This window comes from Blautia sp. An249 (genome assembly GCF_002159835.1).
GTDB classification, from domain to species: Bacteria; Bacillota; Clostridia; order Lachnospirales; family Lachnospiraceae; genus Blautia_A; species Blautia_A avistercoris.
The window spans coordinates 17,698-43,809 of the sequence record NZ_NFJL01000002.1 but is presented as its reverse complement, the minus strand read 5'-3'; the positions used below and the strand labels follow the sequence as shown (position 1 = coordinate 43,809).

General features: G+C 45.7%; 22 protein-coding genes and 1 other annotated feature. Of the genes, 3 read left to right on the top strand and 19 right to left on the bottom strand.

Features of this window, described 5'->3' with window-relative positions; translation table 11 throughout:
* Nucleotides 1-101: 101 nt before the first annotated feature.
* Nucleotides 102-605, bottom strand: coding sequence for a GreA/GreB family elongation factor (locus B5F53_RS02370; protein WP_087219187.1), 504 nt, complete (start codon nucleotides 603-605; stop codon nucleotides 102-104).
* 14 nt (nucleotides 606-619) lie between these two features.
* Nucleotides 620-895 carry a DUF1294 domain-containing protein gene (locus B5F53_RS02365; RefSeq protein WP_087219184.1) on the bottom strand — a complete coding sequence of 92 codons (276 nt, stop codon included), beginning with the start codon at nucleotides 893-895 and terminating at the stop codon, nucleotides 620-622.
* 98 nt (nucleotides 896-993) lie between these two features.
* Between B5F53_RS02365 and B5F53_RS02360 the strand changes: the two genes are divergently transcribed.
* Entirely contained in the window at nucleotides 994-1,743 is a 750-nt protein-coding gene (locus tag B5F53_RS02360) for a heparan-alpha-glucosaminide N-acetyltransferase domain-containing protein (RefSeq protein ID WP_087219180.1), read from the top strand.
* Here B5F53_RS02360 and B5F53_RS02355 read toward each other — a convergent pair.
* The 6 genes from B5F53_RS02355 to B5F53_RS02330 all read right to left on the bottom strand — a co-directional run bounded on the left by B5F53_RS02355 (nucleotide 1,738) and on the right by B5F53_RS02330 (nucleotide 7,186).
* A complete protein-coding gene (locus B5F53_RS02355; protein ID WP_087219177.1) occupies nucleotides 1,738-2,655 on the bottom strand; it encodes a magnesium transporter CorA family protein in 918 nt (305 codons plus the stop codon). The genes B5F53_RS02360 and B5F53_RS02355 overlap by 6 nt on opposite strands.
* A gap of 107 nt (nucleotides 2,656-2,762) precedes the next feature.
* Nucleotides 2,763-4,241, bottom strand: coding sequence for an AMP-dependent synthetase/ligase (locus B5F53_RS02350; RefSeq protein WP_087219174.1), 1,479 nt, complete (start codon nucleotides 4,239-4,241; stop codon nucleotides 2,763-2,765).
* A gap of 14 nt (nucleotides 4,242-4,255) precedes the next feature.
* On the bottom strand, nucleotides 4,256-4,486 hold the full coding sequence (locus tag B5F53_RS02345; protein WP_087219170.1) for an acyl carrier protein: 231 nt from the start codon (nucleotides 4,484-4,486) through the stop codon (nucleotides 4,256-4,258).
* A gap of 27 nt (nucleotides 4,487-4,513) precedes the next feature.
* Nucleotides 4,514-5,914, bottom strand: a complete 1,401-nt coding sequence (locus tag B5F53_RS02340) for a condensation domain-containing protein (RefSeq protein ID WP_087219167.1) — start codon at nucleotides 5,912-5,914, stop codon at nucleotides 4,514-4,516.
* Nucleotides 5,911-6,849: an alpha/beta hydrolase gene (locus B5F53_RS02335; RefSeq protein ID WP_087219164.1), complete on the bottom strand. Its 939-nt coding sequence runs from the start codon at nucleotides 6,847-6,849 to the stop codon at nucleotides 5,911-5,913. The genes B5F53_RS02340 and B5F53_RS02335 overlap by 4 nt, the downstream gene beginning before the upstream one ends.
* Nucleotides 6,850-6,862: 13 nt before the next feature.
* The gene (locus tag B5F53_RS02330) at nucleotides 6,863-7,186 is read right to left on the bottom strand and encodes an SCP2 sterol-binding domain-containing protein (protein WP_087219161.1); all 324 of its coding nucleotides are present in this window, start codon (nucleotides 7,184-7,186) and stop codon (nucleotides 6,863-6,865) included.
* A 187-nt stretch (nucleotides 7,187-7,373) separates the two neighbouring features.
* Here B5F53_RS02330 and B5F53_RS02325 point away from each other — a divergent pair, with 187 nt between their 5' ends.
* Nucleotides 7,374-7,991, top strand: a complete 618-nt coding sequence (locus tag B5F53_RS02325; RefSeq protein WP_087219158.1) for a TetR/AcrR family transcriptional regulator — start codon at nucleotides 7,374-7,376, stop codon at nucleotides 7,989-7,991.
* Here B5F53_RS02325 and B5F53_RS02320 read toward each other — a convergent pair.
* The 3 genes from B5F53_RS02320 to B5F53_RS02310 form a co-directional block, all read right to left on the bottom strand.
* Nucleotides 7,979-8,671: a YoaK family protein gene (locus tag B5F53_RS02320; RefSeq protein WP_087219155.1), complete on the bottom strand. Its 693-nt coding sequence runs from the start codon at nucleotides 8,669-8,671 to the stop codon at nucleotides 7,979-7,981. The two genes, B5F53_RS02325 and B5F53_RS02320, sit on opposite strands and share 13 nt — an antisense overlap.
* A 97-nt stretch (nucleotides 8,672-8,768) precedes the next feature.
* Nucleotides 8,769-10,475 carry a carbon starvation CstA family protein gene (locus tag B5F53_RS02315; protein ID WP_087219152.1) on the bottom strand — a complete coding sequence of 569 codons (1,707 nt, stop codon included), beginning with the start codon at nucleotides 10,473-10,475 and terminating at the stop codon, nucleotides 8,769-8,771.
* Between the two features lie 124 nt (nucleotides 10,476-10,599).
* Nucleotides 10,600-10,842 (bottom strand) — a binding site (T-box leader).
* A gap of 78 nt (nucleotides 10,843-10,920) precedes the next feature.
* Complete coding sequence (locus B5F53_RS02310) at nucleotides 10,921-13,620, bottom strand: translation factor GTPase family protein (RefSeq protein ID WP_242970212.1); 2,700 nt, start codon at nucleotides 13,618-13,620, stop codon at nucleotides 10,921-10,923.
* Between the two features lie 209 nt (nucleotides 13,621-13,829).
* On the opposite strand from B5F53_RS02310, the gene B5F53_RS02305 reads away from it, so the two are divergent.
* Nucleotides 13,830-15,065, top strand: coding sequence for an AlbA family DNA-binding domain-containing protein (locus B5F53_RS02305; protein ID WP_087219148.1), 1,236 nt, complete (start codon nucleotides 13,830-13,832; stop codon nucleotides 15,063-15,065).
* A gap of 218 nt (nucleotides 15,066-15,283) precedes the next feature.
* Here B5F53_RS02305 and B5F53_RS02300 read toward each other — a convergent pair whose 3' ends face one another.
* The 8 genes from B5F53_RS02300 to B5F53_RS02265 all read right to left on the bottom strand — a co-directional run bounded on the left by B5F53_RS02300 (nucleotide 15,284) and on the right by B5F53_RS02265 (nucleotide 26,077).
* Entirely contained in the window at nucleotides 15,284-16,612 is a 1,329-nt protein-coding gene (locus B5F53_RS02300; protein WP_087219145.1) for an MATE family efflux transporter, read from the bottom strand.
* Nucleotides 16,613-16,816: 204 nt separating this feature from the next.
* On the bottom strand, nucleotides 16,817-18,496 hold the full coding sequence (locus tag B5F53_RS02295) for a glycoside hydrolase family 13 protein (RefSeq protein ID WP_087219142.1): 1,680 nt from the start codon (nucleotides 18,494-18,496) through the stop codon (nucleotides 16,817-16,819).
* A 25-nt stretch (nucleotides 18,497-18,521) separates the two neighbouring features.
* The gene (locus B5F53_RS02290) at nucleotides 18,522-20,189 is read right to left on the bottom strand and encodes a glycoside hydrolase family 13 protein (RefSeq protein ID WP_087219139.1); all 1,668 of its coding nucleotides are present in this window, start codon (nucleotides 20,187-20,189) and stop codon (nucleotides 18,522-18,524) included.
* A gap of 17 nt (nucleotides 20,190-20,206) precedes the next feature.
* The gene (locus B5F53_RS02285; RefSeq protein ID WP_087219136.1) at nucleotides 20,207-21,055 is read right to left on the bottom strand and encodes a carbohydrate ABC transporter permease; all 849 of its coding nucleotides are present in this window, start codon (nucleotides 21,053-21,055) and stop codon (nucleotides 20,207-20,209) included.
* Nucleotides 21,052-21,915, bottom strand: a complete 864-nt coding sequence (locus tag B5F53_RS02280) for a carbohydrate ABC transporter permease (protein WP_087219133.1) — start codon at nucleotides 21,913-21,915, stop codon at nucleotides 21,052-21,054. Before B5F53_RS02280 ends, B5F53_RS02285 begins: the two co-directional genes overlap by 4 nt.
* Nucleotide 21,916: 1 nt before the next feature.
* Entirely contained in the window at nucleotides 21,917-23,176 is a 1,260-nt protein-coding gene (locus B5F53_RS02275) for an ABC transporter substrate-binding protein (protein WP_162610511.1), read from the bottom strand.
* Between the two features lie 209 nt (nucleotides 23,177-23,385).
* The gene (locus B5F53_RS02270; protein WP_087219127.1) at nucleotides 23,386-24,420 is read right to left on the bottom strand and encodes a LacI family DNA-binding transcriptional regulator; all 1,035 of its coding nucleotides are present in this window, start codon (nucleotides 24,418-24,420) and stop codon (nucleotides 23,386-23,388) included.
* A gap of 145 nt (nucleotides 24,421-24,565) precedes the next feature.
* On the bottom strand, nucleotides 24,566-26,077 hold the full coding sequence (locus B5F53_RS02265; protein WP_002575864.1) for a recombinase family protein: 1,512 nt from the start codon (nucleotides 26,075-26,077) through the stop codon (nucleotides 24,566-24,568).
* Nucleotides 26,078-26,112: the final 35 nt, after the last annotated feature.

Below are 26,112 nucleotides of genomic sequence, written 5' to 3'. Positions count from 1 at the left end.
TTGTTAATTTCCTGGATTTTTCCCTGTTTTTATAAAATCTTCAAACTTTTCTGTTTCCTATTGTAAAATAAACGAAAAATCTTTTCTGTTTTTTAGTAAAATCAGAAACTGCGGATTTGGTCTGTCTCCTCTCCCACATTTTTCTTTATGGAGCGGATAACCAGATAATATCCTGCATTTTCGCTGATTTTCACATAGACCCGGTCCTGCACTTTGTGCCCCAGAATCGCTTTTCCAATGGGGGACTCAATGCTGATTTTATTACTTAAGGAGTTGCTTCGGATAGAAGTTACCAGTTTGTAAGTCTCACATTCTTCATCGTCTTCCATATACAATACCACCTCGTCGTTCAGTCCTACCTCGTCCTCCTTAGACTCGTCCTTTACCACCTTTGCCGTTTTCAGCATTCTCTCCAGGTAGCGAATCCGGCTTTCATTTTTATTTTTATCCTTTTTGGCCGCATAGTATTCAAAGTTTTCGCTTAAGTCTCCCTGGGCCCTGGCCTCCTTAACTGCCTCAATGGCTTCTTTTCTCACTACCAGTTTCCGGTAGTCAATTTCTTCCTGAATTTTCTTTATATCATTTTCTGTGAGCTGCTCTCTCATACTTTCCTTCCTTTCTACTGGAAATATCTTAAAATTCCTGTTCCTATAAGAATCTGACATACAAACAGCACAGGAATTCCTATCACAAATGTTTTATGTTTTGTCTTATGTCGGAAAATCTGCATTCCCAGCCACGCTCCCAGGCTTCCTCCCAGGATGGAGACCGTCCACAGGGTAGTTTCCGAAATGCGCCATTTCTTCTTTCTGGCTTTGTATTTATCCACTCCAAACAGAAAAAAAGCCAGCAGATTTACGGCTGTCAGGCAGACTGCCAAATCGAAATTGTTCATAATGGGTACCTTATCCTTTCATGCAGGTGTTTCTCCTCTTGTAGGTTTTTCTTTTTCAATGGTATAATAAAGTATTCTTATTTGCGAGGTATTTTTTCATGCAGACAGCTTTGAGACAACGTTTTTATCTGATAGACGCCCTGCGGGGTTTTGCTGTTTTTCATATGATTGCTTATCATCTCTGTTATGACATTTTTGTTATTTTCGGCCGTTCTCCCCAGTGGTTTCAGCATCCCCCGGTGATCCTCTGGGAGCGTTTTATTTGCTGTACTTTTATCTTAATTGCCGGTATCTCCTGGCATTGGGGAAGAAGGCATAACCTTCGCCGCGGACTGCTCCTAAACGGTTTCGGCCTGCTTCTTACCCTGATTACCTGGCTGATTCTGCCGGACAGCCTGATACTGTTTGGAATTTTAAATTTTCTGGGATGCGCCGTTTTACTTCTGATCCTTTTGGATCCCGTATTATCTAAAATTTCTCCCCGGGTCGGAGTGTGCGTAAGTTTTTTGCTTTTTCTCTTTTTTTATCCGGTTACCCGCCATTTCCTGGGATTCGGCAATCTGTCCCTTATCCAGGTTCCGGAATTTCTGTATGAAGCAAAATTCCTGGCGCCTCTGGGATTTCCTTCGGCGCATTTTTATTCCAGTGATTATTTCCCTCTGCTGCCCTGGTTCTTTCTCTTTTGTGCAGGTTACTTTCTCAATCCTATCCTCACAAACGCTCCCAGGCTGCGCCCCCTTCTCTGCCGTCGGCTGCCCATACTGACGAAAGCAGGCCAGCACAGTCTGCTTCTTTATCTGGTACACCAGCCTCTGTGTATGCTTCTTTGCATCCTGTTTTTCTCATAAGATTTTTTTCTTTCTGAAAAAGAGAATACAGGCTATGAGAACCGCCAGACTTAAAAGGATGACTCCGGGATAGCCGTTTTCCAGTTCCGGCATATTCCGGAAGTTCATGCCGTACCATCCGGTAATTAGCGTCAGGGGAAAGAAGATGGTGGTAATCATGGTCAGATACTGCATGTTTCTGTTCTGTCTGGCGTCGATCTGAGCCTGGCAGGCTTCTTTTATCTGTTGGGCATACTCCAGAAGATAGACGGTGCGTCCTAAGAGGCGATTGGCCCGACCGGCAATGATTCCGAAATATTTCTGCTGAGATTCTTCCAGAAAATCGTTTTCATCGCTTTCCAGCTCGTCTCCCATATCAGACAGTTCGTCATAATATCCCCTCAGATTCAGCAGTTCCTTGCGGATTGGCATGAGCCTTTTCTGAAATTCCCTGGTTCTCCCTGCAATGATATCTTCCTCCATTTCGATGATCCGCTTTTCATATCCTGACAGAAATTCCATATCCTTACTCATAAACTCTGCCATAAAATTATAGAGAAACTTTTCTTTTGTATCTCCCTGGTGGATTTTCTTCTCCTGAATCCGCTCTATAAGCGCCCGGGCAAACTCTCCGTCGTCTGCGATCACAATATTCTCTTTACTGACAAAGAATAAAAGCCTGGAGCGGATTCCCTGTATGTCTGAAAGCCTGGGAATTGCCAGAGAGCCGCAGATACACTCCTGCTGGGTTTCTACCCGGCAGAAGCTCACCAGGGAGAGTTTCGCTTCCCCTTCATAGCAAATCCCTGCTTCCTCCAGAAGTTCCCGGTAATTTTCTGAATCTGTGAGAAAAACCGAAGGAATCTGTTCTCTTATGGCCTGTTCTTTCGGTATTTCTTCCAGTTGTTCTCCTAACGCATAGACCCATTCCATTGTTTTCCCTCCTGTTTCCCGGCAATAAAAAAAGTATACCCCGGATCCCCGGATATGACAAGGCAGCCGGACGATCTTTCGCCTGACTGCCTTCTTTCTTCTTTATTTTAGAAACGTTTTATTTTTTTAGACGGAGTTTTTTCAAATTCCGTATCTCTCAGTTTCAGTTTATGTACCTGTTTATACATGGGTACCTGTTTGTTGTAGTTGTCTACAATCTCCTGAATCTTCTCTTCTATCTTCCGGATCCGTTTCCTGCCTGCGTATTCCTCATCCGGGAATATTTCCGCTTCAATGGATCCTTCCGCTTCCCGAACCAGAACCTCTTTTACCAGTCGTTCTTTGGAGAGCTGGTTTTCGATTTCTTCCGGAGAAACGTTTTCTCCGTTCTTCAGGATAATCAGATTTTTCTTTCTTCCGGTGAGAAAGACGAACTGATCTTCGTCCACATATCCCAAATCTCCTGTTTTCAGCCATCCGTCTTCCAGAACCTCTGCTGTCTCTTCGGGCATTTTATAATAACCCATCATTACGCTGGGGCTTTTTACCCAGATTTCGTTGTCCACGATTTTCGCCTGACAGCCGGGCATCAGTTTGCCCACGGAGGCCTCTTTGCTGTCCCAGTAGAGATTGGTACTGATAACGGGCGAACACTCTGTCATTCCGTAACCCTGGAGAATGGTAATCCCATATTCTGCAAATTTTGTCACCATGTCCGGATCCAGGTAAGCGCCTCCGCTGCATATGGTTTTCAGCTTGCCTCCGAAAACCTCTTTCGCCAGCAGCTTTTTGGGAATCAGAGGGGTATCCTGGAGTTTATTATAAATCGTTTCAATCATCATAGGTACCATCAGCATCATTTCCGGCTGGAAAATCTTCATATTCTTAACCACTCTCATAATGGAGTCATTGATACAGATGATCGATCCCAGATCCAGCGCCTTCAAAATATCCATACTGAGACAGTATGCATGATGAATGGGGAGCACTGACATGGTTACTGTTCTGGGCGGAATTTTCATATCCAGACAGGTAGCGTTATCTGCCAGATTTCTGTGGGTCAGCATCACGCCCTTACTTTCTCCGGTGGTTCCGGAAGTAAACATGATGGTGCACAGGCTGTCCGGAGTCACTTCCTTTTCATATTCTCCCTGGTTTTCTTCCAGAATCCGGGGCAGTTCTTCCATCGCAATAAATTCTTTTATGGAAGGACATTTCTCTTTTGCCAGCTCTGCAGTCTCTTTCTTTCCTGCGTCATATACGAAGACGCTGACCTCCGCTCTCTCTAAAAGACGGCAGAGCGCTTCTTTGGGAAGGGATGCGTCTAAGGGTACCGCCACATTCCCCCCATTTACGGCTCCGAAATAACTGACTACCCAAAGGTAAGAAGTGCTTCCCACAATTGCCACATGTGTTCCTTCCATCCCTTTCTTTGCCAGCATTCTGGAAAATGCCTCGCTGTCTCTTTTCAAATCCAGATAACTTCTGGTAACAATATTCTTTTTTTCTTTATAGCGGAAGGCATCTCCCTCTCCATATGTATCTGCCGCACGTACAAGAAGCTCCCGTAAAGTTTGTACTGCCATAAGCTCTCCCTTTCCTATTCGGCCTGAAGTTTTTTCACATATTCTATGGCCTCTCCCACTGTTTTCACATGTACTACATCTTCTTCTCTTACTTCAATATCAAAGGTATCTTCAAATTCTCCTACCATACTCATGAAGTCAAAAGAGGTAAAGCCCAGATCTTCGATAAATCTGGATTCTTCATGAATCTCTGACGGATCCACTTCCACATATTCACAAATAATTTCTTTTACCTGTTCCAGCATCTTTGTATCCTCCTGACATTTTATCGTTTAAACCAGATTCAGAATATCTCCTACTTTTAAATCTTTGTTTTCAATTCCCTTAAACAGAATCTTGCAGAGATAATAGTAGAAATATTCCAGTTTCTCATAGGAGTAGGCCCCTGTCTGATGTTCAAAATTAAAGTCCAGTCCATTGTCTGTGGAGCGGTGCATTACGGTCAGATAAAGTCTGTGGGCTGCTGCCCCGTTAGGATACCACTGGGTTTTGTATTTGATGTCTCCCAACTGCGTAAGGCCTTTCTCCTGAAGAGTCATCGGCTGATAGGTAAGACTCATGGGCTCAAAAGTCTCCCCTTCTTTAAATCCATAATATTTGCTCCGGTATCCATAGTATTCTACCGGATCGAAATTGGCGTGACGGAACAGACGGTTCTGTCCGTCTCTGATTTTATAAATTCCCTCGATGAAGGTATCGTCTTTGGAAACAGAGGTACAGAAGGGGAAGCAGTGAATTCTGGTTCCTCCTGATTTCTTTTCCTTTACCGTTGCCCGGCGGGCCACTGTGGTAACGATGGAGACCTCATCATATCCGTTTAGCTTCTGGAAATAGGTGCGCAGTCCCATCATCAGCAGGCACACCATTGACACCTGGTTCTCATGACAGAATTCCAGAAGTCTCCGGCTCGGCTCCGCTTCCAGATGGAAAGCTGCAATATTGGAGTCCACGCTCTCGGATACATCCTTTACCGCTCTTAAGGTATCGTCTTTTTTCTCTCTGCGGACTTCCATCAGACGTTTCACCCCGTCAATATCGTTATAGATGGGGTTTGCCGTCTCAATCAGGTTATGGAAGAATTCCCGGTCTCTTTCCTGAGCTTTGCATCCCTGTTCATAGGCCAGATCTTTTTTCAGCTGTTCCAGATACGAATAGGTAGCTGTGGGCGGATTTACCCCTTCATACATACTGCTGCAGTAAAGTTCAATGATGTCTTTAAGAAAACCAATCAGAGACTGAGCGTCCATGGTCATATGATCCACCAGCAGATACAAGCCGTTGTATCCGTCCGGAGTAGTAATCATTACAATCCGGTTCTGTGGAGAATCGTATTTCTCAAAGGGTACGGACGTCCACTTTTTCATCTCATTCTGGGCATCTTCTTCCTTCCAGCCTGTGAAGTTTACGTATTCGATGTCCCGCTCTTCTTTCTTTACCACATACTGATAACAGGTGCCGTCTTTGTCTTTTGCAAATCTCAGACGCATGGATTCGCAGCGGTCATAGGCCTGATAAATGGCCTTCTTCAGTTCTTCAAAATTAACCTCTGTTTCGATGGTTACACTGGTTCCAATATTCAGAACCTGTTTCTTAGGACAGTACTGCTGATAAAAAAAATGTAATCTCTGTGCAGCAGTTAAGGGATACACCTTATTTCCATATCTTGTTTTCATTCTATGATACCTCCTAAAAACGCATCCATTGCCTTTTCATAAGCTTCTGTATCTTTGTAATAAGACTCCGCATGGGCGGCCCCTTTTACAATCAGTTTTTTCTTTTCTGATGCACAGTTTTCATATATCCTGTCGCACATCCAGCAGGGAACAAAGGTATCCCCCTCTCCGTGAATCAGCAGGATAGGTACCTGCGCCTTCTTCACTTCTCTTGCAGCATTACATTCATCCAGTCCGTAGCCCGCCCGCTTTTGGTTCATTCTGTCCGCAAGGGGCAGAACCAGAAACGGAGGCAGGTGATACATATTTTTCAGGACAGAAGCAAATACTTCTTTCGCCGATGTAAATCCGCAGTCTGAGATAATTCCCCTGACACTGGAAGGAAGCTGCAGACCGGAAGTCATCAGAACTGTGGCCCCGCCCATGGAAATTCCATGAAGAATAATCTGCACGTCTTCTCCCATACGGTCTGTCACATATTCAATCCATCTTAAAGCGTCCATTCTGTCCAGACAGCCGAATCCGATGTAGGTTCCTTCACTTTCTCCGTGGGCCCGTTCATCCACCAGCAACATGGAATAATGATTTCTCAGATAATAATCGGAAAGTCCGATAAAATCATTCATGCCTTTACTGGTGTAGCCGTGGAAACAGATCACCACTTTCTTTGTATCCTTTTTTACAAAGGTTCCGTGTAGTTTCAGCCCGTCAAAAGCACGAACATATACATCTTCCATCTGCTGCATCAGAAAGGCTTCTTTTCGCTTTTCCAGTAAGGGCTTGTACTGTGCCCAGTCAGTTCCCGCCATCTTTGTCGTCCGTTCTACTTTCGCTCTCTGGCGGACCATGGTTCTTCTGTAAAAATATTCGGCCAGGGCTCCCTGGGCGGCTCCTGCCGCCGCAATCCCAACGGCGATTTTCGTGATTCCTTTCATCTAATCCCTTCTTTTATTTTTTTATAAACTCTTTTAAAACCAGCGCTTTATCAATATCCCCGTCCACTTTCAGTTTTCCAAGGGTAAACGCCAGAACCGGATCGGTCTTTCCCTTTGCAATCTTCAGCAGAGTTTCTGCCGAACAGGTAAATATTACATCTCTGTCAAAATATTCATAAGGCTCCACGCTTAATTTCCCGTCTTTTACCTCTGCGTAGAAGATCCCCTCTCCTTCGCCTGTAATATTAAATTGAAATGCCAGATGTTCTTTCACATTGCTTACATCTGCCTCTGAAAAAAGTGCCCGCACTTCAGCAAACAGTTCGGAATATGTCATCTTTTTTCCCCCTTTTTTTCTCTTTTTCGACCAGTAGTCGAACTCATATATTACTACAGTATCATGTTTTCAAACCTGAGTCAATAGTAGTAAAATCCCGTCGTTTATGGTATACTGATGTATATATCAGCGCCGGTGTACGAAGTCTCGTACACCGGTCAGACTCTTTATAGAAAGGAAGTTATCCATGCCTTCTTCGGAAAAATACCATCAGATTTTAGATGCTATGGAAAAATTACTGAAAAGCAGTGATGTGCGCACCATATCGGTTACCGATATTGCAAAAGAAGCGGGAATCGGGAAAGGCAGCATCTATTACTACTTTTCCTCTAAGAACGATATTTTAGAACAATTGATTCAGAGAAACTATAAAAAAACCATTGAAAATGCCTATAAGCTTGCCTCTCAGCAGGAGCTCTCTCCCTTTGAGAGAATGACCTCCCTGTTTCTTCTCTGTCAGGAGGCCTCCATGGAGCTCAGCCGCACAGAGAGCAGCGATTTCTGGGAGTCCCAGGAAAACGCTCTGATTCACCAGAAATATATTCAGTATATGATAGCCAGCCTGTCTCCTGTACTTACAGAGATTATCCGTCAGGGAATAGAACAGGGAGTTATCGGCTGTAAGGATCCCTCTTCTCTGGCAGAGATTGTGATCCTTGTCTTTACCACGGAACTGGACAACATTCTGGCCCCTAAATCCACAGAAGAAATCCGGGACACCCTGTCTGCCTTTATGGAGCTACTGGAAAACGGCGCTCACATCCAGAAAGGCAGGCTGCGACCCATCGGCGACTATTTTTCCTGACGAAATATCAGCCCCGAATCTTCTTTTAGAAACATTAAAAGAAATCCCAGTACCAGGAACACGGCGGAGATCCAGATTGCCCTTTCTCCCAGGGTATTACTGGCCAGGGCTCCCCAGGCAGCTCCAACGGCAAAGATGAGAATTATTGTATAATAATGAATACTTTTCTTCTTCATCTGGGGATCTTTTGTAAGATGATACCGGCACAGATATTCCGTTCCGCTTCTCATATTTCCGATGCACATGGTAGTAGCGCAGGGAATGCCGCGGAATTTGCGGAAACTGTTGACCTGCATGGCGCAGGCAAAAGACAGGATTCCATTGGCAAACATATTCCAGGACTGAGGAAAGAATCCAACTGCAATTAAAATAACCGTTTCTGCCAGCAGTACCATCTGCCTCCAGTGAATTTTTTCATATTCTTTATAGTGATAATGTACCCATTCTGTCACATAAACTCCCAGCAAAAACGCTCCCAGAGGAACCAGATAACGAACAGCGGCCTCCCAATTGCCCTGAGCCAGATTCTGCCCCAGCAAAACAATGTTCCCCGTCTGGGCATTGGCAAAGACTTTGTCCCGGCAATTATAGGAATACGCGTCCTGAAAGCCTCCCGCCAGAGTCAGAAAAACTGCCAGCAGCATAGATTCTGACATCTGCGTTCTCTCTTTCTGTCTCATGTTCTCTCTCCTTTCTGCCTTATCCTGCTTTTTATCATATCAGAAAAAAGACGGACTGTCTGCAGCTTTTGTCAGACAGTCCTTCTTTATTCAGTGCTTACGCAACTACCTTATCGGTTTTCTTAGTTTTTTCCGGTTCCATTAATTTCTTAATCCCCTGGATGGCTACAATAACGCCCAGAATCAGAAGCAGTACGGCGAAAATAAGCTGAAGGGTATTGCCCAGGCTTAAGCCGGTGGTGACGAACGCACTGCTTAACTTATAAATGGTAATTCCCAGGGCAGAAAAGGTAACCGCCATCATGAAGACCATCGGAATCCAGAGCATGGCTCCCTGGCGTTTCGTCTTCTTTAAAAATACGGCACAGGCAACTAAGGCAAGTACAGATAATAACTGGTTGGCAGATCCGAACAGCGGCCAGATCTCTGCATATCCTACTTTTGCCAGCAGATAAGCCAGTACCAGAGTTATAATGGTGGCAAAATATTTATTTACCATCAGTTTTTTCACCGGTCCCATATTTTCCTCATCGGTATCTGCATCCAGGAAGAATTCCTGGAAGGACAGACGGCCCACACGGGCTACAGAGTCCAGGGAAGTCAGTGCAAAAGCAGAGACAGCCAGGTTAATCAACGTAAACGTCAGATTGTAGGGAAGTCCCACAGCAGTTAAAAAGTTGGCAATCGCTCCGGAAAAAATCTGAGGCTGCGTTGTCAGTCCTGCCGCTTCCGCCTCTCCCGTTGCAAAAGAAGCCACTGCAACTAAAGCAATGATAGCCAGCATACTTTCCATCAGCATCGCTCCGAAAGAAACCGGGAGCATATTTTTCTCACTTTTAATCTGTTTGGATGCTGTTCCGGAAGAAACCAGGGAATGGAATCCGGAAACAGCTCCGCAGGCAATGGTTACAAATAATATTGGAAACAGCATCTGTCCGTCTACGTTAAAAGAAGTAAAGGCTTCCAGGTGACACTGCGGATTGGAAACGAAAATACCAATTATTGCTGCAACAATCATAAAGATCAGCAGATAGCTGTTCAGATAATCTCTGGGCTGCAGCAGACTCCATACGGGGGCTACAGAAGCCACTAACACATACAGGAAAATAATAATGTGCCAGGTACTCTGATTGATGTAGATAGGGAATTTCAGTCCGACAGCCACAGCAGCCACCAGCATCACAATGGCAATTCCTGTATTTACCCATTTATGTAATTTTCCGTAACGTAAAATCATTCCCAGAGCTACTGCTTCAACAATAAACAGCATGGAGGTCATTGCTACTGCTCCATTGGCTGTTATCTTTGCTGCTGTTCCGTCTGCTGCCTGGGAAAAACCGTTAAAGGTTCCTGCTACCACATCTGCAAATGCAGCTACTACCAGGATACAAAACAGCCAGCAGAACAGTAAAAACAGCTTCTTTCCAAGCTTTCCAATATATTCTTCAATAATATAGCCTATGGTTCTTCCCTTATTTTTTACTGAAGCGTACATAGATGCAAAGTCCTGTACCGCGCCGAAGAATACACCGCCGATTAAAATCCAGAGCATAACCGGAAGCCAGCCGAAAATCGCCGCCTGAATCGGTCCGTTAATGGGTCCTGCCCCTGCAATGGAGGCAAACTGATGACCGAATACCACGTTGGTATCCGCCGGTACATAGTCAACTCCGTCTTCCAGTTCATAGGCCGGGGTTTTGGCTTTTGGATCAATTCCCCATTTCTTTTCCAGATAGCGTCCATACAGCAGATAGGCGCCTCCTAAAACTACGATGGCAATTACCATCATCATAACTCCACTCATTTTCTCATCCCTCTTTCCTGTTTTTTGTGGAATCAGAGAATGTTTTCATTCTACCCTACAGTAATCTGACAGCTTTCTTTTTCCTGCGCCGCTGCAATATAAAAAGTCCCTGCAGCAAAACTGCTGCAGGGACGAATCACTCCGCGGTACCACTCTGCTTATTGCATAAATATACAATCAACTCTTATCGCTGTCAGTCAACAACGTCTCCTGTAACGGTGAGAATCCGTCTGTCCCTACTCAGGAAAACCCTTTCGTCCAGATGCTCCAGGGTGATGTTATCCCGCTCTTTCTCTCTGTCTTGCACCAACCGACAGCTCTCTGTGCTGAATCTGAACGGATAATGTGTCCCCATCTTTGCATTCCCTTATATTTATGCATTCTATCTTACCTTTATTTATTCCTAATGTCAAGAATTATTCCTGATTTTCTTTTTTCTCTGTTCCTAAATCTCTTTTTTCCCGATACGCACCTCTTCCATATATTCTGCCAGATCTTCAGGCAAATCATGAAACAGCCGGAGGTTTCCCTTCTTTTGTCTGTTCAGATAAGAGCTTCTTAATTCCTGGTTTACCAGGGCGATTTCTTCATACAGCCCTCTGGCAGACATCCGTTCTGCTCCCTGTCCCATAATAATCAGCTGTTCCAGCGCATCTGAGGTGGCGACGGTGACTTTGCACCGCTTTCCGATTTCATGAACCGTCTTTTCAATATACTGATCCGCTGTTTCAGCTTCTTTCGTATATACCACATAAATGTTGTGGTATTTCATCACTTCCCCTTTATTTCCGGCCACTTTATACGCGTCAAAGACCAGAATCACCGTATTTTTCCGGAATCCCTGGTAATTGCTTAAAATATCCATCAGCTTGTCTCTGGCGCTTTCCACATTGATCTTCGCCAGTTCTTTTAACTCTTCCCAGGCAAAAATGATATTATAACCGTCTACCAGAAGATATTCCTGATCGTATTCCTGCTTTTTAAAGCGCTTTTCCACCTTTCCCGTTTCCTGTCTGGAGGAAAACAGATACTGGTTTCTGTCCTTCTGTCCATAAGTACGGTTAAAAATCTCTTCCAGTTCTTTCTCATCCTGCCATCCGCCAAAAGAAGCCGAAGCCGCTGTAGTTCCGGAGGTTTTTATCTCTTTGTGCTCCTCTTTTGGTTTCCATCCGCTCTCCACGTGCATATATTCGGAAACCTGATCCCAGCGGATATTGATTCCCGCTCCATGGGAACAGAAAACGGAACCGGTGGGGTTTTCCAGATCCCTTTCTGAATCGTATCCAATGGCCTCGATGACTTCTTCGGAATTATGACAGACCTCATATCCTTTCAGGCTGCAGAAAATTCTTCCGTGTCCTTTGGTATAAGAAATCACTTCTGTCTGATACCCCTGCATGGAAGCCACCGGCGCGGTTCCCGTTAATACTGCCGTTTCCCCTTCTGTTTCCGGCGGCTGAAATTCCCCGTGCATTTTCTGAATATCCGCCATGGCCCTCCCCACCATCTGAGAGGGAACCTCCAGACGAAACTCGTAGACCGGCTCTAAAAGTACGCTCTTTGCTTTCTTTAATCCCTGGCGTACCGCCCGGTAAGTGGCCTGACGGAAGTCGCCTCCTTCTGTATGCTTCAGATGGGCTTTTCCCGCAATCAGGGTGATTTTCATGTCGGTAATCTCAGAACCGGTTAAAACCCCCGGATGTTTCTTTTCTTCCAGGTGGGTCAGAATCAGACGCTGCCAGTTCCGATCCAGCATATCCTCGCTGCAGGCGCTGGAAAAAACCAGCCCGCTGCCTCTCTCTCCCGGTTCCAGAAGCAGATGTGCCTCCGCATAATGGCGCAGGGGTTCGAAGTGCCCCACTCCCTCCACCGGCTCGGCAATGGTTTCTTTATAGACGATGGTTCCGGAACCGAATTTCACTGCCACTCCATACCGTTTTTGAATCATGCTTTTTAAAATTTCTATCTGCACCTCTCCCATCACCTGGGCATGGATTTCGTTGGAGGCTTTATCCCACACAATATGAAGCTGCGGTTCTTCCTCCTCCAGCTGACGCAGTTTCAAAAACATCTGAGAGGTGTCGCATCCCTGGGGAAGCTGTACTTTATAAGTCAGAACCGGCTCCAGAACGGGAAGATGAAAGTCTGTTTCGATTCCCAGGCCCTCGCCGCAACAAGTCTTCTCCAGGCCGGTAACGGCACAGATGGTTCCTGCCTCTGCTTCCTGCTCTGTCTCAAACTGAGCTCCGGAATAGATCCGGATCTGATCCACCTTCTCTTCCCAGATCCCGGAACCCTTTTCTTTCCCTTCTCCCCGGTTAGTCAGAAGGGTTTTCACTTTCAGGCTGCCTCCGGTAATCTTCATGTAGGTGAGACGGGCTCCCTTATCGTCCCGGGCAATCTTATAAACTCTGGCTCCAAATTCCGTCGGGTATACCGGTGGTTTTGTATAAGTCTCCAGTCCCTGCAGGAATTCTTCCACCCCCTGCAGTTTCAGGGCTGAGCCGAAGTAGCAGGGGAAGACTTTTCTCTGCCCAATCATCCGGGTAATTTCTTCTCTTTCTATGGTTCCCTTCTCCAGGTACTCCTCCAGGATCCTTTCCTCGCAGACCGCCAGATTTTCCAGAAATTCTTCTTCCTGTCCACTGCTGAAATCTATACATCTTTCATCCAGTCTCGTCTGCAGCTCCTTCAGCAGAGCCTCCCTGTCGGTTCCTTCCTGGTCCATTTTGTTAATAAATAAAAAGACAGGGACTTTGTAGACCTTCAGCAGTTTCCACAGGGTCATCACATGGCCCTGCACCCCGTCTGCCCCGCTGATCACTAAAATTGCATAGTCCAGAACCTGCAGAGTCCGTTCCATTTCTGCGGAAAAATCCACGTGCCCCGGCGTATCCAAGAGGGTCACCGTCCTGTCTCCCATGAGGAACTGTGCCTGTTTGGAAAAGATGGTGATTCCCCTGGAACGCTCCAGCTCATAGGTATCTAAAAAGGCGTCCCTGTGGTCAACCCGCCCCAGTTTCCTTACGCTTCCCCGCAGATACAGAAGACTTTCCGCCAGGGTGGTTTTTCCTGCGTCCACATGGGCCAGCAGACCCGCACAAATATGTTTCATGGGTTTATCCGGATTGGTCTGTTCGCCCATAAAAATTCCTCCTCTCGTAACGACATACTATTGTTTAGTATATCACAAGAGGAGGAAAGCGTCGAGATATGGATTTTAAATTCAGGTTCTGTTATTTCCCCGGACCCTGAAACTTTCCTCTTCTCAAGTGGACATGAAATTGATATTCTTAAAAAAAAACCGTATAATATAAATGTGAATTTGAAACTGAAAGGGGGACAGTTGCCTCTATGACAGAAGCAGAACTCCGGAAACTCGTACATGACGGCGAAAATATCTGTGTGGAGTTTAAGAAATCTACCAATGAAATTACCAAAAATGTATACGATACCGTTTGTTCCTTTTCCAACCGCGACGGCGGAATCATCCTCCTAGGTGTGAAAGACAACGGGGAGATTCTTGGCATCACCCCGGATGCGGTTGATCGCATGAAAAAGGATTTTGTTACCTCCATTAACAACGGCCAAAAAATCAATCCTCCGCTTTACTTACAGCCGGAAACATCCCTTGTAGATGGACGCACAATCCTGGTCATTCAGGTTCCGAGCAGCAGCCAGGTATGCCGTCACCGAGGACGCATTTTTGACCGGAATCATGAATCTGACATTGACATTACAGACAACTCCGATATGGTGTACCAACTGTATGCACGAAAAAGCGGCAGCTATTTTGTCAATAAAGTAACCCGATTTCAGTTGGATGATTTACGGTCTGATTTGATGGAACGGGCCAGATCCATGACTTCTATCCGTAGTTCCAACCATCCCTGGAAATCCATGTCTGACGAAGAAATGCTTCGCAGTGCCGGCCTGATTTTGAAAGATGAGACACAGCAGCTGGAAGGCATCACCCTTTCGGCTATCCTTCTCTTTGGAAAGGATTCCACCATCATGTCAGTCCTCCCCCAACATAAGACTGATGCCATTTTTCGGGTAGAGAATCTGGACCGCTATGATGACCGTGATGTAATTATCACAAATCTCCTGGAAAGTTATGACCGGCTGATCGCATTTGGGCAAAAACATCTCAGCGACCCTTTCGTGCAAGAAGGTATTCAAAGCGTCAGCGCCAGGGACAGAATCCTGCGGGAGATTTTTTCCAACAGTCTGGCACACCGGGACTATTCCGGCGGCACACCGGAATTTATCGAGGGTGACGTGTTCCGCACGGTGGTTCTGCTGACTTCTGTTGCAGTAGAAAAAGTGGGGCCGCGGGAAAAGACCCAAGTGACGACCCAAGTGACGACCCAAGTGACGACCCAAGTGACAATAGCAGATACGATTTTGTCTTTTTGCAAAGAACCTCACTCCAAAGCAGAAATCGCAGAACATTGCGGATATAAAAACTCAAAGAATTTCACACGAAAATATCTACGACCGCTGTTGGATAGCGGATTGCTGGCAATGACGATTCCCGATAAGCCAAGAAGCCAAAACCAAAAATATATTACAGTTCACACGCAATAAAAGACAGAAGCAGGACGACGGAAATTACCAATCCACATCCTGCTTCTTTCGTTTTGTTCCAACGTCGTGTCTAATACTTCTCCTCTCCCGCCACTCCTATGAGTAAAGTTCCGTCTTCTGCTAACAGCGCCCTGACTGTTTCATTTTCCAGAATCTGCTCCACTGCCCGGGAATACCTGGCATATTTCAGATCGAGATTCTGAGAACGGCATAACCATTCATTTTTTTCTGTTTAATTTTTTCCAGTAAAGGAATCCTGTCAGATCCGCCAGCATCCACCCGATGGGTACAGACCACCAGATTCCCAACGTCCCGATACTCTCCACGGAGGAAAGCAGATAAGCCAGTGCCACACGGGTTCCCAGGGAAATCACAGTCAGCACCACCGACATCCCCGGCTTCTTTATGGCCCGGTACAGACCGTACAACAGGAACAGACATCCGATTCCCCAGTAAAAGGCTCCTTCAATACGCAGGTACTCCATTCCCACCCGCAGAATCTCCGTCTCCTGTGGCTGGATGAAAATCAGCATCAGGGGCCGGGCAAATATCCAGACACCGGCTGAAATAACCAGACAGAATACCACCGAAGCAATCACGGCATTCTTAATCCCCTTCCGGATCCGTTCCTTCTCTCCCGCCCCGTAATTCTGGGCAATAAAGGTAGAAAATGCATTTCCGAAATCCTGCACCGGCATATAAGCGAAAGAGTCAATTTTCACAGCCGCTGCAAAAGCCGCCATAACCACAGTTCCGAAACTGTTGACCAGCCCCTGAACCATCAGGATTCCCAGATTCATTACGGACTGCTGCAAAGAAGTCAGAAACGATAAACTCAGAATTTCCCGTACCACCCCTTTCCTCATCCGGCAGTGTTTCCGCCCGGGACGAAACTGAGGGACCTTCCATAAAGTATAGACTGCGCTTCCGATTCCTGAAACGAACTGGGCAAATACCGTTGCAAAAGCAGCGCCTTCTACGCCCCAGCCCGCGATCAGGACAAAGTACAGATCCAGTACAATATTCAGCAGAGCGCTGACTACCAGAAAAAGAAGGGGCACCAGAGAGTTTCCCACCGCCCGCAGAAGGGAGGCAAAATAATTATAAAGAAAGGTTGCAGTGATTCCCCAGAAAATCATCCACAGATACTCCCGCATCAGAGAATAAATTTCCCCGGGAACCTGAAGTAAATGCAGGATGGGATCCAACAGGCAGAATACAGCAATATTTAATACCACCGCTGCAGCTCCAATCAGTATAAAGGAGACAAAGATACTGTTTTTCAGTTTTTCCTGATTTCTCTCTCCGAAACGGATGGAAAAGACGGCTCCGCTTCCCATACAAAGTCCCAGTAAAATAGAAGTAAGAAACGTCATAAGGGTATAAGATGAGCCCACCGCCGCAAGGGCATCGGCTCCCAGAAACTTTCCCACAATCAGGGTATCTGTCACATTATAAAGCTGTTGAAACAGGTTCCCTAAAATCATGGGAAACGCAAACAACAGCATGGTTTTCGTAATCGGTCCTTTTGTCAAATCTCTCTGCATGGTTCTCTCCTGTCAGCTTTTTTATCTGTTTTATTGTAGCAGATCCCATGACACAAATCTATGCTTTTTGACAGGTCCGGGATTTTCCCCAAAAGAACGTTTACGTAATAGAAAATCCGGCGAAACTTCCTGTTACATGAGGAGAGCGTATCTGAAATCTCCATTTGGAAACTTCAGATACGCTCTGTATCAAACAGGTGATTCTTAAAATCTGATTACAAATGTTTCAAAGGGGCGAAGGGCCACTTCATCTTTTTTCAGATCCTCCGAAGCTCTGTCCGGATAATTCTGAATGATCATCTCTCCCTCTCTTCGGAATTCCTCCGGTACGGCAAAGGAAACCCCGCCCTTTTTAAAGTTACATACCACCAGAAGCTGTTCTTCTTTATAGCTCCTTGTATATACGTATAAATTCTCATCTTCCGGCAAAAGAAGCTGATAGGCTCCATAAGGAATAATTTCCAGTTCCTTTCTCAGACGAATCAGTTTCTGATAGTAGTGGAATACGGAATCTTCCCGGCTCATCTGCTCTTTGGCATTGACCTGTTTATAGTCGGGATTCACCATAATCCAGGGAGTTCCTGTGGTAAACCCTGCGTTTTCACTGTCATCCCACTGTACCGGCGTACGGGCGTTGTCCCGGCTCTTATACTGCAGATAGCGCATCATGTCCTCATGGGAAATCTGACCGCTTTCCACCAGTTCATGATAAGCATTGATACTTTCAATGTCCCTGTAATCTTCCAGGGTCTCAAAAGGCGCGTTAGCCATACCCAGTTCTTCTCCCTGATAAATATAAGGAGTTCCCTGCATCATATGAAGGCAGGTGGCGAGCATCTTGGCAGAGGTCTCCCGGTATTCCTTCGTGTCTCCCAGCCTGGAGAGCATCCTGGGCTGATCGTGGTTGTTCCAGTACAGGCTGTTCCAGGCTTTTCCATATAATTCGGTCTGCCATTTACTCAGTACCTGCTTCAGTTCCGTCAGCTTAATTTTTCTGTCATTCCACTTGAATGTCTCGCCTCCGTCTAAATCCATATGTTCAAACTGAAATACCATATTCAGCTCTTTTCCATCCAGGGAAGCATATTTCTTCGCCTCTTCTATGGTTACACCGGAGCACTCTCCCACGGTAAGCAAATCGTATCTGGAAAGTACTTTCTGGTTCATCTCCTGCAGATATTCGTGAACGTGAGGGCCGTTTTGAACATACGGGCCGAAATCCCCGTATCCGGTGGCTTTTATCGTTCCATCCGGCAGATCCGGCTCTTTGGAGATCATGCTGATAACGTCCATCCGGAAACCGTCAATTCCCTTCTGGCACCACCAGTCCATCATGGAGAAAACTTCCCGGCGCACTTTTGGGTTATCCCAGTTTAAATCCGGCTGCTTGGGAGAAAACAGATGCAGGTAGTACATATCTGTCTGTTCGTCATAATTCCAGGCAGGGCCGCTGAAGCAGGAACCCCAGTTGTTGGGCGCCTTTCCCTCTTTTCCCTCTCTCCAGATATAGTAATCCCGGTAAGGGTTATCAACGGATTTGCGGCTCTCCACGAACCAGGGATGTTCATCGGAGGTATGATTTACCACCAAATCCATCACAATCTTAATTCCATGTTCATGGGCCGATTTCAGCATCCGGTCATAATCTTCCATGGTACCGAAATCTTTCATAATTCCTTTATAGTTACTGATGTCATATCCGTTGTCATCGTTGGGAGATTCATAAACCGGGGACAGCCAGATAACATCAATCCCCAGCTCCTGCAGATAATCCATCTTCTCTGTAATTCCATTCAGATCGCCGATTCCGTCTCCGTTGCTGTCATTGAAACTTCTCGGATAAATCTGATAAACAACACTTTCTTTCCACCAGGCTTTTTCCATTTTTCACCAATCCTTTCTGTCCTCTTTAAACTTCCAGAACCACTGCTTCAAAGGGTTTCATTTCATACTCTCTGCTCCTTATTTCTTCCAAAGGGTAATTGGAAATCAGAGCTCTTTTAGGTTCTTTTTCCAGATGTATCTTCTGGGGACGGTTTACGAAATTCAGTAAAACAAGCAGTTCCTTTCCGTCCAGGCTTCGCTTATAGGCAATCACGTTTTCTTCCTTTTCCAGAACAGGTTCCAAGGAACCGTATACCAGAACGTCTTTCCATTCTTCCGATTTCCGAAATGCAGTCAGCTCTCTGTAAAAATTCAGGATGCTCTTTCCATTTTCCTGGGCCTTTGCATTGATTTTTTTATAATTGGGATTTACCGGAAACCAGGGGGTTCCTGTGGTAAAGCCTGCATTTTCGCTGTCATCCCACTGCATAGGCGTCCGGGCGTGATCCCGACTTCGCCGATTGGCCATATCCAGGCATTCCTCTTCTGTACATCCTTCCTGTTTTGCTCTTTGGTACTGTCCCCACATCATCACATCTTCGTACTGATGAATATGGTCGAAATGAATGTTTTCCATTCCGATTTCCTCGCCCTGATAAATAAAGGGGATACCACGAAGGGTGAGATTCATAACTGCCAGCAGGGCGGCCGTCTCATAACCGATCTCTTCTTTGGCAAACCATTTGCTTAAGGAACGGGGCTGATCGTGGTTTTCCATGACCACAGACAGGTAACTTTCCGCCTCCTGAGCCATCTTCTGGTTTTCAAACAGAGGTTCTTTAATTTTCGCTGCGGTTACTTTCACCGGCCGGTACCACTGGAACAATTCCACATCCAGCTCCATATAACTGAAATCAAAAATACTGCAGAACAGTCCGTCCGGCCCGATATATTCCCGAAGCTTTTCTGCATTTACCCCGGACATTTCCGCCACAGAAAAAGCGTCGTATACGTCAAAGGTCTTCCGGCGCATTTCCTTTAAGAAGACTTCGATCCCCGGATAATTAGAAGACACTTCCGATAATCCCACAAGTCCGTCGGCTCCGTCTGCCGGCAGGCTTTTATAAGAGGGATCTTTCTTAATATAGGTGATCGCGTCTACCCTGAACCCTGCCAGTCCTTTTTCCAGCCACCAGTTCATCATCTTGTAGATTTCCTGTCTGAGCCGGGGATTTTCCCAGTTTAAATCCGGCTGTTCTTTGTCAAAGGTATGGTAATAATAATAGGGGGTTCCTTCTATGGGTTCCCAGACGCTTCCGCCGAAGATGGAACGCCAGTTATTGGGCGCTTTTCCCTCTTTTCCTTCTTTCACGATGAAATAGTCTCCGTATTCTCCTTTCGGATCCTGTAAGGCTTTCTGAAACCATTCATGCTGGCTGGAACAATGATTCACAACCAGATCCATGATTATTTTCAGCCCTTTTTCTTTTGCTTTTTCCAGAAGTAAATCCATATCTTCCATTGTTCCAAAAATCGGATCAATGGCATAGTAATCGGATATGTCATACCCGTTGTCTTTCATAGGAGACTGATAAACAGGACTGATCCATACCATATCCGCTCCGAGGCCTTTCAGATAATCCAGTTTTTCTGTAATTCCTTTTAAGTCGCCTATCCCGTCTCCATTGCTGTCTTTAAAACTTCTGGGATATATCTGATATACAATTTTATCATTCCACCATTTTTTTTTCATTCTTTTTCTCCAATCTTTTATTTTACCGCTCCATTTGTCACGCCGTTGATAATGGCTTTCTGTGCAAACAAATAGAAAATTAAAATCGGAAGCAATGCCAGTAAATACGAGGCAAAGGCTACATTGTAGTTAGTTCCGAAAGAAGACTGGAACAACAGCTGTGCCAGAGGCAGCGTGGTAGACTGACTGTCTCCTCCGCTTAAAATAACCAGAGGCATCATCACGTCATTCCAGGTGGACAGGGCTGTCATAATGGCCACTGTGGCGTGCATGGGCGCCATCATTGGGAAGATAACTTTCCAGTATACAGTCCAGTGGCTGGCTCCGTCCACATAGGCCGCTTCCTCCAGAGCAATGGGAATATTTTTTAAATATCCCGTATATAAAAGGGTATTAATCGGCATATTAAATACAATGTATAAAAGAATTAATCCAAAGCGGTTATCCAGGCCCAAAATGCTGACTTCCTTTACCAGAGGAAGCATCAGCATAGAGAAAGGTACGAACATTCCACAGATAAAATACGCATACACGCCTTTAAAATATCTGCTCTTTCCCATATTCCGTCCGATTGCATAGGCGGCAATGGAGTTTAACAGGATAACGCCGATAACGGCTCCTGCCGTGATAATAAAGCTGTTAAACAGGGTATGGAAGAAATCCGTTGTCTGGATGGCTTCTATAAAGTTGCTAAACTGCCAGGTCTGTGGGAGGGAAAGTAAGTCCCCGATATTGTTGGTCATCTCTGAAGGGTCTTTAAATGCAATGACAAGGGTCATATACAATGGAAACAACACAGTTGCAAGGCCGATGGCCAAAAGCACGGTAAGTCCGTTATTTTTCTTTTCCGCTTTTGCTTTTCTCATAACTGAACCTCCCTCTTATTTAATACTTTCATCTGGAATAAGGAAATCAATACAATTACCACAAAGTAGATGACAGAGTTGGCTGACTGATAACCGAACTGATCTGCCGTCATACCTGCTTTGTAAATCAGCATGGAAATCGATTCTGTAGACTGTGCAGGACCTCCGTTTGTCAGAGACATAATCTGATCAAATACCATCAGGAAGTTTCTCATACACAGAACCATGTTGATGGTAAAAAACGGCGCGATCAGCGGGAACGTCAGTTTCCAGAATTTTTTCCATTTGGTTGCTCCGTCAATGGCGCCTGCTTCATAGACATCCTGGGGTACGGTCTGCAGTCCGGAGATATAAATAATGGTATTAAAGGCGATGGACTGCCATGCCACCACAATGACTACGCCAATCCAGGCCAAATTTGTATTTCCCAGAATACTTACACTCAGGGTTTCGCTTCCAATCATCTTTCCCAATTCCGGTACAAGGAAGGTAAAGATGTAATTGAAAATATAACCTACGATCAGACCGCCCAGAATATTGGGCAGGAAATACATGCCCCGGAAAAATCCTTTGGCACGGATTTTGGAATTTAACAGCAGCGCCATACACATACTGATAATGTTTACAATAATGGTACATACAATGGCAAATTTAAAGGTAAACAGGTACGAATTTAAAACACGTTCATCCTGAAACAGTTCTATGTAGTTCGCAATGCCTACGAAGTCGTAGCTTCCGAATCCCTTAAAGTCGGTCACACTGTACATCAGTCCCCGAACCAGGGGGAATGTGTGAAACACCAGGAACATAAGTACCATAGGAAGGGTAAACAGGATATGCATCTTCTTCTGTTTCGACATCTCAATTCTCCTCCTTCATTTTCCGGATTATATTTTTATTGGCTTTCACCCACTCCTTGTCCATGCGGGCCAGGAAATCTTCTTTATCCCCGTCAATTAAATAGGTCTGCACCATCTCCGCATAGGGAATTGCCGCATTATAGACAGACTGGGCGCTCATAACCAGATCTTCCTCATCAAAGTAATGCTTCACTTCTTCCAGCTCTCTGGCGTAGGTAAAGTTTCCTTCAATTGCAGGGACAGCCGTCTGCTCATCCATATACTGCTGCATATTTTCTTCTTCCAGAAGGAACTCCATGAACTGCATACATTCTTCTTTGTGATCGGTTGTTTCAAATAAGGAGAACATTAAGTCAATCTGAGTCGTCATATGGTTATCCTCTTCCTTATCGGTAACAGGAAGTACAAACATTCCGATATTGGCGTCCGGATTGGTCTGCAGGATAACCGGAAGGGCCCAGTTGCCCTGATGGAACATGGCTGCTTCCCCATTTGCGAAGCTGACACAGGCGTCGTTATAACCGTATCCGAACAGATCTTCCTGTCCGTAGGAAGCAAGTTCGGCCATCTGATCTGCACATCCGTCGTAGGCCTCACTTAAAGCTGCTTCCCCTTTATTTACTTTAGAGTATAAATCTGAGTCCACTGTATTTGCCACAATTGCACCCCAGGGCGCCGATACGTTCCAGGCATCCTTAAATCCGAAGACGCAGGGGAGAACCCCTTTTTCCTGAAGCACTTCACAAAGATCGATGTATTCACTCCAGGTCTTCGGCGTCTGCAGATTATTTTCCTCAAAGATGTCTTTATTATAAAGAACTACATTGGCATTTCCTGCAAAGGGAACTGTGTAAACCCCTTCTTTGGGAATGGATTCCAATTGGTCTGCCATTTCCATGTATACCGGTTTTACTTTGTCTAAAATCTCTTCTCCCGTAAGATCCAGAAACATATCCGAATCCACGAAACTGGTGTAGCTGGAGTCTCCCAGTACCGCTACCATGTCCGGCTCATCATTCTTAATCAGCCGCGTCTTTAAAATAGAAATCGGATCCGACGGAGCCGACATCTCCACATGAATGTCCGGATTCTCTTTCTCAAATTTTTCAATAAGGGATTCAAATGTGTTAATACACTCCCGCTTTCCCAGAAAGAATTCAATCGTTGTTCTGGAGTCGTCTTCCTGCTGTCCGCCGCATCCTGCCAGAGTTCCGATTATGACAGCTCCCAGAAGCACTCCCGCTATCTTTTTCACCTTCACGCTCTCTTCCTCCCTTTCCCAATGAATTCTTTTTCTCGTAGGTTTTACGTTAAACTTTAATTGTATTATACACCTCTTCATAGTTTTTTCAATAGTTTTACGTTAAACCATCGTTTTGTACAGATTTAAGATTATTTTTTTATCTATTTATGACAAAAAAGCAGGAACAGATCGCTTCTGTTTGCCTCTGTTCCTGCTTTTTCCTACTCTTATATTGGTTTTTTTACTGTTTCCCTCTCAATCAGGCTCACCGGGAGACGAATCGTTTTCTCTTTTATTTCTTCGCCCCGTATTTTCCTGAGAAGCTGCTGCACGGCGGTTTTTCCTTTCTCCGACATTCCCTGGTGTATTGTGGTCAGCCGCGGTGATGTTAATCTGGCCATATCTATATCGTCAAATCCAATAATGGAAAAATCCTCGGGAATCCGGATTCCCTTATGATGAAACACGTCCATCATCTCTATGGCATAATAATCATAGCAGAAAGCCAGGGCCGTAAATTCTCCCTGCTTTCTGTAGATCCGTTCAAAAAGTTCCTGTTTCTTCCTTACCTGTTTATCTCCGGTAAAAATCAAATCTTCCCGAACCGGCAGCCCTGCTTCTGTCATGGCTTTCACGAACCCTTTCAGCCGGAAATCGCCCACTCCTTCCGGCCTTCTGTTTCTGTCATATATGGTATCTGTCACATAGCCGATTTCCCGGTGTCCTTTCTTGATCAAGTAGCACACTGCTTCGTACGCCCCCTTCTCATCTTCGGTACCCACATTCAGATAGGGCTCTTCCTCTGTAAAATAACAATCCGTATATACGGCCGGAATCTCTGTCATGCCTCCCAGGATCCGGCAGGAAGCCGTATCCATGCCAATGGTAATAATCCCGTCTACGTTCCATCGGGTTATCAGCGTTTCGATTTCTGACATGGTATCCGCCGTATACAGCATCATATAATACCCCTGATTTTGAATTTCTTTTTCTATGGCTCCCAAGATCTCCGCTGTAAAGGGACTGTAAATCCTGCCCTTCTTATTGTCCGCCAGAACATTGGAAATCACCCCTATAATTCTGGACTGATTCCGCACCAGCATCCGGGCCCCCATGTTGGGAACGTAATTCATCTCTTTCATAATTTTATTAATTTTATCAATGGTTGCCTGGGATACCTTCTTCGTATTTCCATGGATAACATTGGATACGGTGGTAAAGCTGACCCCGGCTTCTCTTGCAATATCTTTAATTGTAACCATTTTCCCCGCTCCGGTTCTTGCTTTTTTCCTAACTTTATCACACCCTCTGATCTTTTACAAGAGCTGCGGTTTTGCTGAATTTCAGGAAAGTACAGTTTACAAGGGACTACACAGGGTAGGTATCTGACGGGAGGGGTGCCGCCAGTCAGATTTTCCATGTGATGTTCAAGCTGTCGCTTGTGGCGGCTATGGTGGTGATCATCAAATCCACCACACGCCGCTTGTCATCAAAAGATACATTCTCCCAGGTATCGAGGTAGCCGGAAATCTGGCTGACCTGTTCCGGGCTGATGGCCTCCACAGTCAACTCCGCTATCCTTGCCAGAAGTTCCTGCTTGCGCCCGTCCAGTTCCGCTATCTTCACATTCACATAGGAGAACAGGACATTGTTTGCCCCCGTCAGACTGTCCACCAGCTTTTCAATCTCGCTGTCTACATGGGCAAGTTCCACTTGCAGGGCGGTGATTTTCGGGTTTGCCTTTGCCGCTTTCTTTTTTCCTGTCAGCGTCTTGTAGCTTGCCAGCTTCTTTACCATCTGCTGATAAACAACCGCTTCCAGTTCCGAAGTGATGATTTTCCCACAGCCAGGACAGCTTTTATTGTCCAGCCGTTTCGTGCAGCGGAGATACTGTTTGCCGGAGGGATTGTAGATACTCATAAGAGCATACCCGCAATTCCCGCACTTGATTTTTCCTGCCAGCCATGTGTGGGTGGCTTTCCGGGCAGACTGGATTTTCATGTTGTTCATCAGCTTCTTGCGGCAGGTCAGCCAGGTGTCGGAGGGGACGATACCCTCATGGGGAGCCAGTACCAGCATTTGGTCTTTTAAGTCGTTTTTCTTGCTGGCCTTTACATCTCGCCCTTGATACAGATAGCAGCCGTTCATGCCCGTAAAATCGGCAACGTCATTGACAATGACTGTACCTTGACTTTTGAAAAATTCGTACACATCAAGGTCTGCCTGCACATAGACAGGATTGCGTAACATCTGCGCCAGCGTGGGGCGTATCAGCTCTTTGCCATGGAACAAAATCCCCTGTTCGGCAAAGTACCGGGTAATGTCCCCGTAGGAAGTTGTGGGCTGGGCGTACATCTCAAACATCAGCCGGATATTGGCCGCTTCCTCCGGGTTTACCACCAGCTTCTTTGTGTTGATACCGTCCATCTTGATAGGCTCCGTATGGAAGCCGTAAGGGGCTTTCCCGCCCATCTTAAAGCCCCGCTGACTGCGGGAGTAGTAAGCGTCCGTTACCCGCTTCTGTATCGTTTCCCGTTCAAGCTGGGCGAACACGATACAGATATTCAGCATGGCCCGTCCCATCGGCGTGGAGGTATCAAACTTTTCCGTAGAGGACACAAACTCCACATTGTACTGCTGGAACAGCTCCATCATGTTGGCAAAGTCCAGAATGGAACGGCTGATACGGTCGAGCTTGTAAACCACGACCTTTGCAATCAAGCCCCGCTTGATGTCCCGCACCAGTTCTTGAAACTTCGGACGGTCTGTGTTCTTGCCGCTGTACCCTTTGTCTGTGTATTCCTTGCAGTTACCGCCTTTCAACTCGTATTTGCAAAATTCAATCTGGCTTTCAATGGAAATGCTGTCCTTTTTGTCTACCGATTGTCTTGCATAGATTGCGTCTATCCGATTGTTCATATTGTCGCTCCTTTTCTTAAAAAAGAAACGGAGCT

Excerpts from the sequence above, each read along its gene's own strand:
- B5F53_RS02370 (WP_087219187.1), bottom strand. The coding sequence starts at position 605 with ATGAGAGAGCAGCTCACAGAAAATGATATAAAGAAAATTCAGGAAGAA.
- B5F53_RS02365 (WP_087219184.1), bottom strand. The coding sequence starts at position 895 with ATGAACAATTTCGATTTGGCAGTCTGCCTGACAGCCGTAAATCTGCTG.
- B5F53_RS02360 (WP_087219180.1), top strand. The coding sequence starts at position 994 with ATGCAGACAGCTTTGAGACAACGTTTTTATCTGATAGACGCCCTGCGG.
- B5F53_RS02355 (WP_087219177.1), bottom strand. The coding sequence starts at position 2,655 with ATGGAATGGGTCTATGCGTTAGGAGAACAACTGGAAGAAATACCGAAA.
- B5F53_RS02350 (WP_087219174.1), bottom strand. The coding sequence starts at position 4,241 with ATGGCAGTACAAACTTTACGGGAGCTTCTTGTACGTGCGGCAGATACA.
- B5F53_RS02345 (WP_087219170.1), bottom strand. The coding sequence starts at position 4,486 with ATGCTGGAACAGGTAAAAGAAATTATTTGTGAATATGTGGAAGTGGAT.
- B5F53_RS02340 (WP_087219167.1), bottom strand. The coding sequence starts at position 5,914 with ATGAAAACAAGATATGGAAATAAGGTGTATCCCTTAACTGCTGCACAG.
- B5F53_RS02335 (WP_087219164.1), bottom strand. The coding sequence starts at position 6,849 with ATGAAAGGAATCACGAAAATCGCCGTTGGGATTGCGGCGGCAGGAGCC.
- B5F53_RS02330 (WP_087219161.1), bottom strand. The coding sequence starts at position 7,186 with ATGACATATTCCGAACTGTTTGCTGAAGTGCGGGCACTTTTTTCAGAG.
- B5F53_RS02325 (WP_087219158.1), top strand. The coding sequence starts at position 7,374 with ATGCCTTCTTCGGAAAAATACCATCAGATTTTAGATGCTATGGAAAAA.
- B5F53_RS02320 (WP_087219155.1), bottom strand. The coding sequence starts at position 8,671 with ATGAGACAGAAAGAGAGAACGCAGATGTCAGAATCTATGCTGCTGGCA.
- B5F53_RS02315 (WP_087219152.1), bottom strand. The coding sequence starts at position 10,475 with ATGAGTGGAGTTATGATGATGGTAATTGCCATCGTAGTTTTAGGAGGC.
- B5F53_RS02310 (WP_242970212.1), bottom strand. The coding sequence starts at position 13,620 with ATGGGCGAACAGACCAATCCGGATAAACCCATGAAACATATTTGTGCG.
- B5F53_RS02305 (WP_087219148.1), top strand. The coding sequence starts at position 13,830 with ATGACAGAAGCAGAACTCCGGAAACTCGTACATGACGGCGAAAATATC.
- B5F53_RS02300 (WP_087219145.1), bottom strand. The coding sequence starts at position 16,612 with ATGCAGAGAGATTTGACAAAAGGACCGATTACGAAAACCATGCTGTTG.
- B5F53_RS02295 (WP_087219142.1), bottom strand. The coding sequence starts at position 18,496 with ATGGAAAAAGCCTGGTGGAAAGAAAGTGTTGTTTATCAGATTTATCCG.
- B5F53_RS02290 (WP_087219139.1), bottom strand. The coding sequence starts at position 20,189 with ATGAAAAAAAAATGGTGGAATGATAAAATTGTATATCAGATATATCCC.
- B5F53_RS02285 (WP_087219136.1), bottom strand. The coding sequence starts at position 21,055 with ATGAGAAAAGCAAAAGCGGAAAAGAAAAATAACGGACTTACCGTGCTT.
- B5F53_RS02280 (WP_087219133.1), bottom strand. The coding sequence starts at position 21,915 with ATGTCGAAACAGAAGAAGATGCATATCCTGTTTACCCTTCCTATGGTA.
- B5F53_RS02270 (WP_087219127.1), bottom strand. The coding sequence starts at position 24,420 with ATGGTTACAATTAAAGATATTGCAAGAGAAGCCGGGGTCAGCTTTACC.
- B5F53_RS02265 (WP_002575864.1), bottom strand. The coding sequence starts at position 26,077 with ATGAACAATCGGATAGACGCAATCTATGCAAGACAATCGGTAGACAAA.